A 9,439-nucleotide genomic window follows, 5' to 3' on the forward strand; every position below is an offset into this window, starting at 1 on the left:
TGAGCGGCACGCGCAGTGTTGAATGATTCGCTCGCCAGCTCGCTCATGCGCACCCCTCGCTGACCCTCGGCGACGCCTGAGCCGCACGCGCAGTGTTGAATGATTCGCTCGCCAGCTCGCTCATGCCCCCGCCACGGCGTCGGCGATGATCTCGGCGGTCGCGTGCAGCGCCGGCTCGTCGGCCAGCAGGACCCGGTGGTGCAGCCAGACGCCGTCCTCGCTGATCGCGTCGGTGTTCGGGCAGCGCTCGGCGATCGCGTCGAGGCTCTCGTCGGGGGCGCCGAGCTCCCAGAAGGCGTCGGTGCGGTAGATCGCCCGGAAGGCGGCGAAGGCGGGCAGGCCGGCCTCGACGAGCCGGTCGACCAGCGCGTTGCGGCGGCCCTCGGTGAGCCCGGGGACGCGGAACATGGCCATGTAGTGGGAGTTGCGGTCGGCGCGCACGTCGCTGCCCTGCGGCACGACGCCGCCGATCTCGCCGAGCAGCCGGGACAGCAGCGCCCACCGCTCGTCGCGCACCGCGATCTGCGCGTCGAGGCGGGCCAGCTGCGCGCGCAGCACGGACGCGGAGAACTCGTTCAGCCGCATGTTGGAGCCGGCGATCCGGTGCAGGTACCGGCGGTCGTCGCGGGGACGGCCGCAGCTGTGCCGCAGGAACGCCGTCTCGTACTTCTCGGTTTCGCCCTCGGGGAAGACGACCGCGCCGCCCTCGCCCGCCGTCATCAGCTTGCCGTTCTGGAAGCTGAAGGTGGCGATGCTGTCGAGTTCGCCGACGCGTTTGCCCTGCCAGCGTGCGCCGTGCGCGTGCGCGGCGTCCTGCAGCAGCGGGACGCCGGTGTCGGCGGAGATCTTCGCGAGCGCGTCCATGTCGGCCATCAGCCCGGCCATGTGCACCGGCATGATCACCTTGGTGCGCGGGGTGACCGCGGCCGCGACGGCATCCGGGTCGAGGTTGTAGGTGGCGGCGTCGACGTCGACCGGGACGGTGACCGCGCCGAGCCGCTGGGCCGCCTGCGACGAGGAGATGAAGGTGAAGGCGGGCACGATGACCTCGGTGCCCGGGCCGACGCCCATGACCTGCAGGGCGAGTTCCAGCGCGTGGGTGCCGTTGGTGACGGCCAGCGCGTGCGCGGCGCCGTGGTGCTCGGCGAACTCGCGCTCGAAGGAGTTCACCTCGTCCCCGCCCATGCGCCACCACTGACCCTGTTCGAGCGCGCGGGTCAAACCGTCCCGCTCGGCGTCGTCGTACTGCGGCCACGCGGGGAATTCCGGTGCCTTTCGCGCGTTCATGGTTCTCCGATTCTCCGCTGGGGTTCGAATGGCGGAAAAAGCCCGTGCCGTGTCCGGAATGCCTCGGATATCAGCGTCTCGACCAGGCTAGGTCCGGCCGCGGGCGGCTTGCATCCCCCGGCTTGGTAGCTTCACCGGCCCAGGTCGAAGAATGCGCGGTAGGCGGCCAATTGCCCTTCGAGCATGTGGATTCCACAATGGACCTGGTGCCCGAGGACCGCGGCTTCGCGGAGGAGGCGGGTCTCGCGGGGTTTCATGATGATGTCGGCGACCACGCTGCCCGGGGCGAGCTCCGCCGGCCGGAACGGCAGTGGGTCGCCGGGCCGCAGGCCGAGCGGCGTCGCGTTGACGGCGATCTCGGCGCCCGCGGTGTCCGGCTCGGCCGACACCGACGTCCGGCCCGGCCAGTGCGCGTCCAGGCGGGCTCGCAACGCCGTCAGTTTCGCGGTGTCCGGGTCGCACACCGCGAGCCGGCCCACGCCCGCCGCCAGCAGGGCGGCCGCGATGGCGCTGCCCGCGCCTCCGGCACCGACGAGCGTCACCCGGCGAGCCTTCGGGTCGTGCCCGGCTCCGGCGAGGCCGGCCACGAAGCCGGTGCCGTCGAAGTTCTCGGCGTACCACCGGCCGTCGGCTTCCCGGCGCAGGGCGTTGGCGCTGCCGGTGATCTCGACCATCGGGCTGCACCGGTCGGCGAGCCCGGCCACGGCCGGCTTGTGCGGCACGGTGACGAAGATGCCGTCGAGGTTGGCGACGGCCTGCAGCCCGGCGACGATCCGCTCGAGGTCCGGCGCCGGCGCGTGCACCGGGACGAGCACCGCGTCGACGGCCAGCTGCGCGAACAGCGGGTTCAGCAGCCCGGGCGACTGCACCTGGGCGACCGGATCGCCCAGCACGACGTACAGGCGGGTGGTGCCGCTGATGGTCATGGCCACCCCTCCTCAGCTCAGCAGCTTCGCGACCGCGGCCGCGAGTTCGACCGACTGGCCGGCGTTGAGCCGCGGGTCGCAGGCGGTCGTGTAGCGGTCCGGCAGGTCGGCCTCGGCGATGCCCGCGGCGCCGCCGAGGCATTCGGTCACGTCTTCGCCGGTCACCTCGACGTGGATGCCGCCCGGGTGGGTGCCGAGCTGCCGGTGCACGGCGAAGAAGCCGGCCAGTTCGGCGACGACGTGGTCGAAGTGCCGGGTCTTGTAGCCGTTGCCCGAGGTCCGGGTGTTGCCGTGCATCGGGTCGCACTGCCAGATCACCTCGTGCCCGGAGGCGGTGACCTTCTCCACGATCGGGGGGAGCAGCTCGCGGACCCGCGCGTGCCCCATCCGGCTGACCAGCGTCAGCCGGCCCGGCGTGCGGTGCGGGTCGAGCCGCCGCACGTATTCGACGACCTCCTCGGGGGTGCAGCCCGGCCCCAGCTTGAGACCGATCGGGTTGGCCAGCAGCTCGGCGAAGGCGATGTGGGCGCCGTCGAGCTGGCGGGTGCGGTCGCCGATCCACAGGAAGTGCGCGAGGCCGCTGGACAGCCGCGGTTCCGGGGCGCCGGAATCCGCCCACAGGACGGCCCGCTCGTAGTCGAGCAGGAGCAGCTCGTGGCTGACGAAGATCTCCGTCGGGCGCGGCGGCCGGCCGGCCTCGCCGAACCGCGGTTCCCCCGGGGCCCGGCGGGCCCCGGCGAGCGCCGGCTGGGGTGCTTCGACGCCCTCGGCGCAGAACTTGCGGACGAGGTCCATCGCGCCGGCGGCGTGGGCGTAGGCCATCAGCATCCGGTGCGGGTCGGGCGTCCGGGCGGCGGCCGTGCACTCCGGGGAGTTCACGATGTCGCCGCGGTAGACCGGCAGCCCGCGCGCGTCGACGGTGTTGGACCGCGGCTTGGCGAACTGCCCGGCCATCCGCGCGATCTTGACCACCGGCCGGCCGGCCGCCCCGGCCAGCACCTCGCCCATCCGTTCCAGCACGCCCAGGTTGGCCCGCAGGTGCGGCTCGGTGTTGCCGGCGAACGTCTCCGCGCAGTCCCCGCCCTGCAGCAGGAACGCCTCGCCGCGGGCGACCGCCGCGAGCCGGGTGTGCAGCCGGGCGGTCTCCTCCGGCGCCACGATCGGCTCGGCGTTGTGCAGCAGCCCGATCACCGCCCCGGCCCGCTCGGCGTCCGGCCAGCACGGCTGCTGCGCGGCCGGGCGGGCCAGCGCCGCGCTCAGCCGGCCGGCCAGCACGCGGTCGACCGCCCGGTCGGCGGAGGCGAGAGCCGGCAGCCGCTTCACGTCGCCGCCGCTTCCGTCGCCCCCACCAGGTTTTCCAGGCGGTCGCGGGGCATCCGGGCCAGGACGTCCGTGACGACTTCGGCCGGCACGTCTCTCACCAGCTCCGCGCCCCGCGGCCCGGCCAGCACGAAGGCGAGCCCGGCGATCGCCTTCTTGTCCCGGCGCATCTGGCGGACGAGCACGTCCGCGTCGACGTCCGCGGGCAGCGCGGCGGGCAGGCCGTAGTGGCGGACGACGGCGCGGTGTTCGTCCACACCGGACTGATCGATCCGGCCCAGCGCCCCTGCCAGGCGGCCCGCGAAGACCGTGCCGATGGCCACCGCCTCGCCGTGGCGCAGGGCGAAGTCCGTCGCGATCTCCAGGGCGTGCCCGAGGGTGTGGCCGTAGTTGAGCAGGTGCCGCGGCCCGGTGTCCCGCTCGTCCTGAGCCACGATCCCCGCCTTGAGGGTGACGCTGGCGGCGATCTGCTCCGGCAGCGGCAGGCCCCGCAGGCCCGGGGCGCCGATGAAGTGGCAGCGGGCGATCTCGCCGAGGCCGTTCAGCAGCTCCCGCCGCGGCAGGGTGGTCAGGTAGTCGGTGTCGCACAGCACCGCGCTGGGCTGCCAGTACGCGCCGACGAGGTTCTTCCCCGCCGGTAGGTTCACCGCGGTCTTCCCGCCGACGCTGGCGTCCACCTGCGCGAGCAGCGACGTCGGCAGGTGGACCACGGCGACGCCGCGGTGGTACAGCGCGGCCGCGAGCCCGACGACGTCCGTGGTCGTGCCGCCGCCGCAGGAGACGACGACGTCGGACCGGGTCAGCCCGAACCGCGCGAACTCGCCGCACAGTTCCTCCACTGTGGACAGCCGCTTGTCGTGCTCGCCGTCCCGTGCCGGCAGCAGCAGCGTCTCGACACCGGTGTCCGGCACCCAGGCGGGCGGGCGGGCCGAGACGACCACGGCCCGCTGGGCGCCGAGCCGCCGGACGACCTCGGGCAGCGAGTTCCGCACGCCGGGGCCGACGAGCACGTCGTAGGACCGTTCTTCCAGGCGCACCGGGATCGTCGTCGTCACGGCGACGGCTCCCGCGGCTCCGGCAGCGTCCGGTACGGCAGGTCGGCGATCCGGGACACCGGCTCGCTGCCGTGGTGGAGGTACTCGCCGCCGTAGAAGAAGCCGAGGTACGGGACGTAGTGCACGTGGTACGCGGTCTTCCAGAGGCCGGCGAACCTCGCCAGGAGGCCCTCTTTTTCCCTCATCGTCTTGCCTTTCGCCAGTTCAGCCGAGGTCGCCGGACAGCACGCGGCCCACCAGCGTCCGGTGCTCTTCGTCGTCGGTGATCGTGCGGACCTGCTCGCGGCCGTCCTCGACCGTCAGGTAGCGGCGCTGCCGCAGGAAGACGTGGCCGTTCCCGAACGCCCGGCCGCACAGGGTTTCCTGCGTGTCGGTGCGGGTGGTGTCCCCCACCAGTGCCCGGAAGTTGTCCTCCAGTTCCTTCCAGTCGCTCCACCGCCGTGGTTGCGTGGTGAAGGTGTAGCTGACGCTCCAGCGGGTGACCGCGCCGCGGCGTTGCAGCGCGTACCCGGATTCCTGCTCCACCAGCCGGAACTGGTTCCCGTACTGGGTCTGCACCGCGGGCGACACTTCCAGGGGCTCGACGTAGCTGGGGCCGGGGTAGCCGACGTCCACGAGCCGGTCGCCGCCGTCCAGGGTGACCAGGTTGAACATGTGCTCGACGTCGGTGCCGAAGGTCTCCCGGCCTTCCGCGGTGCTGCCGGCCAGCGGCGTGACGTCGTAGCCCAGCTCGGTCAGGAGCCGGTGGAACAGCCGGTTCAGGTGGTAACAGGCGCCGCCTTTGCCTTCGGCGATGCTGGTCACGAAGACGTCGTCCTCGTCGAGGTCGACGATGTTCACCGCGTCCCGCAGCTCGTAGGCGAGGCTGTTGTACGGGATCGCCATCAGGTGGTGCTTCTGCAGCTTCGCCAGCGTTTCGAGGTCCACGCCGGTTTCCCCGGCGCAGCCGATCCGCTGGAGGTAGGTCTCCACGTCGAACACGTCCGTCCCCTTCTTTCAGAGCAGCTCGTTCAGGTGCGCGGCGAGCAGGGCCGGCGTCGGGTGGTCGAAGACGACGCCGGGCGCGATCTTCCGTTCGGTGCGGGCGCGCAGCCGGTTGCGGAGTTCGATCGCGGTGAGCGAGTCGAAGCCGATCTCGAACAGGCCCTGATCCGGGTCGACCTGGTGGGCCGCGCGGTAGCCCAGCACCGCGGCCACCTGGGTGCGCACCAGGTCGAGCAGGACCTTCGCCCGCTCGTCCCGGGCGAGCCCGGCCAGCCGGCCGGCCCAGTTGTCGTCCACTGTGGACGCCGTGCGGGCCTGCTGCCGCCCCGCGCGGACCAGGCCGCGCAGCAGGTGCGGCACGTCGGTGCCGGCCGCCGCCTCGGCGCGCAGGCCGCGCAGGTCGAGCTGGGCGGGCACCAGCAGTGCCTCCCCGGACCCGACGGCGACGTCGAAGAGGTCCATGCCGTCCGCGGGTTTCATCGCCACCAGGCCGCCGCGCCGGGTCATCCGGGCCCGGCCGGCTTCGTCGGTGCCGGCCGCCATGCCGCCGGTGGCCTGGTCCCACAGGCCCCACGCCAGCGACTGGCCCGGCAGGCCGGCCGCGCGCCGGTGGGCCATCAGCCCGTCCAGGTAGGCGTTCGCCGCGGCGTAGCTGCCGCTGCCCGCGCCCATGAAGACGGCGGAAACCGAGGAGTAGACGACGAACGCGTCGAGGTCCAGGTCCCTCGTCAGCTCGTCCAGGTGCCGGACCGCGTCGACCTTGGGCGCGAACACCCGGGCCAGCCGGTCCGGGGTCACCGTCCCGATCACGCCGGCGTCGGAGACGCCGGCCGTGTGCACCACGGCGGTCGGCCGGTGCTCGGCCAGCAGCGCCGCCACCTGGTCCCGGTCGGCGACGTCGCAGGCGGCGACCGAGACGTCCGCGCCCAGCGCGGTGAGGTCGGTGACCAGGTCTTTCGCGCCCTCGGCGGTGAACCCCCGCCGGCTCGCCAGCACCAGCTGCCGGACGCCGTGGCGTTCGACGAGGTGCCGGGCGGCCAGGGCGCCGAGCGAGCCGGTCCCGCCGGTGACCAGCACCGGTCCGCGGGTCTTGAACCCGGCGGGCGAGTCCGGTCGCGGGGCACGGGCGAGCCGCGGGACGGCCAGCGTCGTGCCGCGGACCGCGACCTGTGGTTCGCTCTCGGCCAGCACCGAAGCCAGCAGTGGCGTGATGCCGGCACCGGGCTCGACGTCGAGGAGGACGATCCGGTCCGGGTTCTCCGCCTGCGCCGCCCGCACCAGGCCCCACACCGCGGCCCCGGCCGGGTCGGACACCACGCCGTCACCGGCGGGCACCGCCCCCCGGGTCACGATCGCGAGCTTCGTCGCCTCCAGGCCGCCGCCCGCGAGCCAGCACTGGACCACGTCCAGCACCCGGACCGTGAGCGCCAGTACCGGGTCCCCGGCGGCTTCCAGCACGGCCACCGCCGGGGCCTCGGCCGCGCCGGTCAGGACGTCGTCGGCCAGGGTCGCCACCTCTTCCGCGGTGGCGACGGAAACCCACGCAGGCGCCGGCCGCCCGGTGTCCACAGAGGACAGCGGCGGCCAGTCCACCCGGTAGAGCGAGCCGGCGCCCGCCGCCGTGGCCAGCTGGTCGTTCGTCACCGGGCGGCCGACCAGGGAATCCAGCGTCACGACCAGGCCGCCGGTCTCGTCGACGGCTTCCAGCGACATGCTGTCCCGCTCGGGCTTGGCGACGCGGACCCGCAGCACCGACGCGCCGGCCGCGTACAGCCGCAGCCCGTTCCACGCGAACGGCAGCCGCACCTCGTCGCCGTAGGACTCGGTGTCCGCCGCGGCGCTGACCATCGTCGAGTGCAGGGCCGCGTCCAGCAGTGCGGGGTGGATGCCGAACCGGCCGGCTTCGGCGTCTTCGGGCAGCGCGATCTCGGCGAAGGTTTCGTCCCCGCGCCGCCACACCGCCCGCACGGCCCGGAAGGTGGGCCCGTAGCCGTAGCCGACGTCCGCGAGCACGTCGTAGGCCCCGGTGATGTCCACGGCCTCCGCACCGGGCGGCGGCCAGGCGGCGAAGGCGAACCCGGCGGTTCCGCGCGGCCGGACGTCCGGTGCCAGTACGCCGGTGGCGTGCCGGACCCAGCTGTCCGCGTCCTCTCGCAGGGAGTGGACGTCCACCGTGCGCGAGCCGTCGTCGCCGGGGCCGCCGAGCGCGACCTGCACGCGGACCCCGCCGCGGCGCGGCACCACGAGCGGCGCCTCGATGACCAGCTCGTCGAGCACCGGGCAGCCGGCTTCGTCGCCGGCCCGCACGGCCAGCTCGACCAGCCCGGTGCCGGGGACGATCACGACCTCCCGGACCGCGTGGTCGGCCAGCCAGGGGTGCGTGCGCAGGGACAGCCGCGAGGTGAAGACCAGGCCGTCGGACTGCGGCAGCGGGACGATCGCGCCGAGCAGCGGGTGGCCGGCTCCGGCGAGGCCCAGCGAGACGACGTCGGACGTCGGTTCGGCGGCCCGCAGCCAGTAGTGCTCGTGGTCGAAGGCGTACGCCGGCAGGTCGGCGCGGACGGGCGGCACCAGCGACGCCCAGTCCACTTCGACCCCGCGGACGAACAGCTCGGCCATCGACGTCAGCAGCCTGCGCAGACCGCCGTCGTCGCGGCGCAAGCTCCCGGTCACGACGGTGTCGGTCTCGTCGGTGCGCTCGCTGATCGGCTGGACCAGCACCGGGTGGGCGCTGATCTCGACGAACACGCCGTGCCCCTGCCCGAGCAGCGTTTCCACGGCCGGGCCGAACCGCACCCGGCCGCGCAGGTTCCGGTACCAGTAGCCGCCGTCCACGACGCCCTCGTCCCGGATCCACTCGCCGGTCAGGGTGGAGAGGAACGGCACGAGCGGCGCCCGGGCGTCGATCCCGGCGAGGGCTTCGGCCAGGGTGGCCTCGATGTCTTCGACGTGCCGGGTGTGAGAGGCGTAGTCGACCGCCACCCGCCGGACCCGGATTCCCTCACTGGACAACGCTTCCAGCGTTTCGCCGAGGGCCTGGGCATCCCCCGCGATCACCACCGACGACGGGCCGTTGACGGCCGCCACCTCGACCCCGTCCCCCAGCCGCGACAGCACGTCGGCTTCGCCCGAAGCGACCGAGGCCATGCCGCCGCGGCCGGAGAGCTTCGCCGCGATGGCCTGGCTGCGCAGCGCGACGACCTTGGCCGCGTCCTCCAGCGACAGCGCTCCCGAGACGCACGCCGCGGCGATCTCGCCCTGCGAGTGGCCGAGCACCGCGTCGGGGACCACCCCGGCCGCGGACCAGACCGCGGCCAAGCCGACCATCATCGCCCAGCTCGCGGGCTGCAGCACCTCGACCCGGTCCAGCTCGCCCTCGCCGCGGAGGACGTCCGGCAGCGACCAGTCGATCCACGGTTCCAGCGCGGCCGCGCACTCGGCGATCCGCGCCGCGAACACCGGGGACTCTTCGAGCAACCGGCGGCCCATGCCCGCCCACTGCGTCCCCTGCCCGGGGAACACCCACACGAGCTTGCCCGGCCGTCCGGACGCGGGTACGCGGCCACTGACCAGGCCCGGCGCGTCCTCGCCACGGGCGAGCGCCCCCAGGCTCCCGCGGGCCTCCTCGGCCGACTCCGCGACCACGACCGCCCGCTCGCCGAACCGGGCGCGCCCCGGCAGGGCACCGGCGACCCCGGAAAGGGGCACGTCCTCGAGGAACGCCGCCAGCCGACCCGCCTGCCCGGCCAGTGAACCGGCGCTCCGAGCCGACACGACCAGCGGCACCACGGACGGTCGTGAGTGGAAAGGAGGGTTAGAACCCGCTTTTTCACTCACGACAAGCCGCGGCAGACCCTCTTCGGGGGC

At 73.9% G+C, this 9,439-nt stretch carries 6 protein-coding genes and 1 pseudogene; all 7 read right to left on the reverse strand.

Annotation, left to right across the window (positions count from 1 at the left end):
* Window positions 1–120: 120 nt before the first annotated feature.
* Window positions 121–1,287, reverse strand: coding sequence for a 3-amino-5-hydroxybenzoate synthase (gene rifK / locus C2L58_RS15165; protein ID WP_103338220.1), 1,167 nt, complete (start codon window positions 1,285–1,287; stop codon window positions 121–123).
* 131 nt (window positions 1,288–1,418) lie between these two features.
* A complete protein-coding gene (locus tag C2L58_RS15170; protein WP_103338221.1) occupies window positions 1,419–2,213 on the reverse strand; it encodes a shikimate dehydrogenase family protein in 795 nt (264 codons plus the stop codon).
* Window positions 2,214–2,225: 12 nt separating this feature from the next.
* Window positions 2,226–3,536, reverse strand: a complete 1,311-nt coding sequence (locus C2L58_RS15175) for a 3-deoxy-7-phosphoheptulonate synthase class II (RefSeq protein WP_103338222.1) — start codon at window positions 3,534–3,536, stop codon at window positions 2,226–2,228.
* Window positions 3,533–4,588, reverse strand: coding sequence for a 3-dehydroquinate synthase family protein (locus C2L58_RS15180; protein WP_103338223.1), 1,056 nt, complete (start codon window positions 4,586–4,588; stop codon window positions 3,533–3,535). The genes C2L58_RS15175 and C2L58_RS15180 overlap by 4 nt, the downstream gene beginning before the upstream one ends.
* Window positions 4,585–4,773, reverse strand: a complete 189-nt coding sequence (locus C2L58_RS15185) for a hypothetical protein (protein WP_103338224.1) — start codon at window positions 4,771–4,773, stop codon at window positions 4,585–4,587. The genes C2L58_RS15180 and C2L58_RS15185 overlap by 4 nt, the downstream gene beginning before the upstream one ends.
* Window positions 4,774–4,792: 19 nt before the next feature.
* The gene (locus tag C2L58_RS15190) at window positions 4,793–5,569 is read right to left on the reverse strand and encodes an arylamine N-acetyltransferase (RefSeq protein WP_199191282.1); all 777 of its coding nucleotides are present in this window, start codon (window positions 5,567–5,569) and stop codon (window positions 4,793–4,795) included.
* Window positions 5,570–5,584: 15 nt separating this feature from the next.
* Window positions 5,585–9,364 (reverse strand): annotated as a pseudogene (locus C2L58_RS15195) (SDR family NAD(P)-dependent oxidoreductase); the annotation flags it as partial.
* Window positions 9,365–9,439: the final 75 nt, after the last annotated feature.

This window comes from Amycolatopsis sp. CA-126428, from assembly GCF_002904335.1.
In the GTDB taxonomy this organism is placed as follows: domain Bacteria; phylum Actinomycetota; class Actinomycetes; order Mycobacteriales; family Pseudonocardiaceae; genus Amycolatopsis.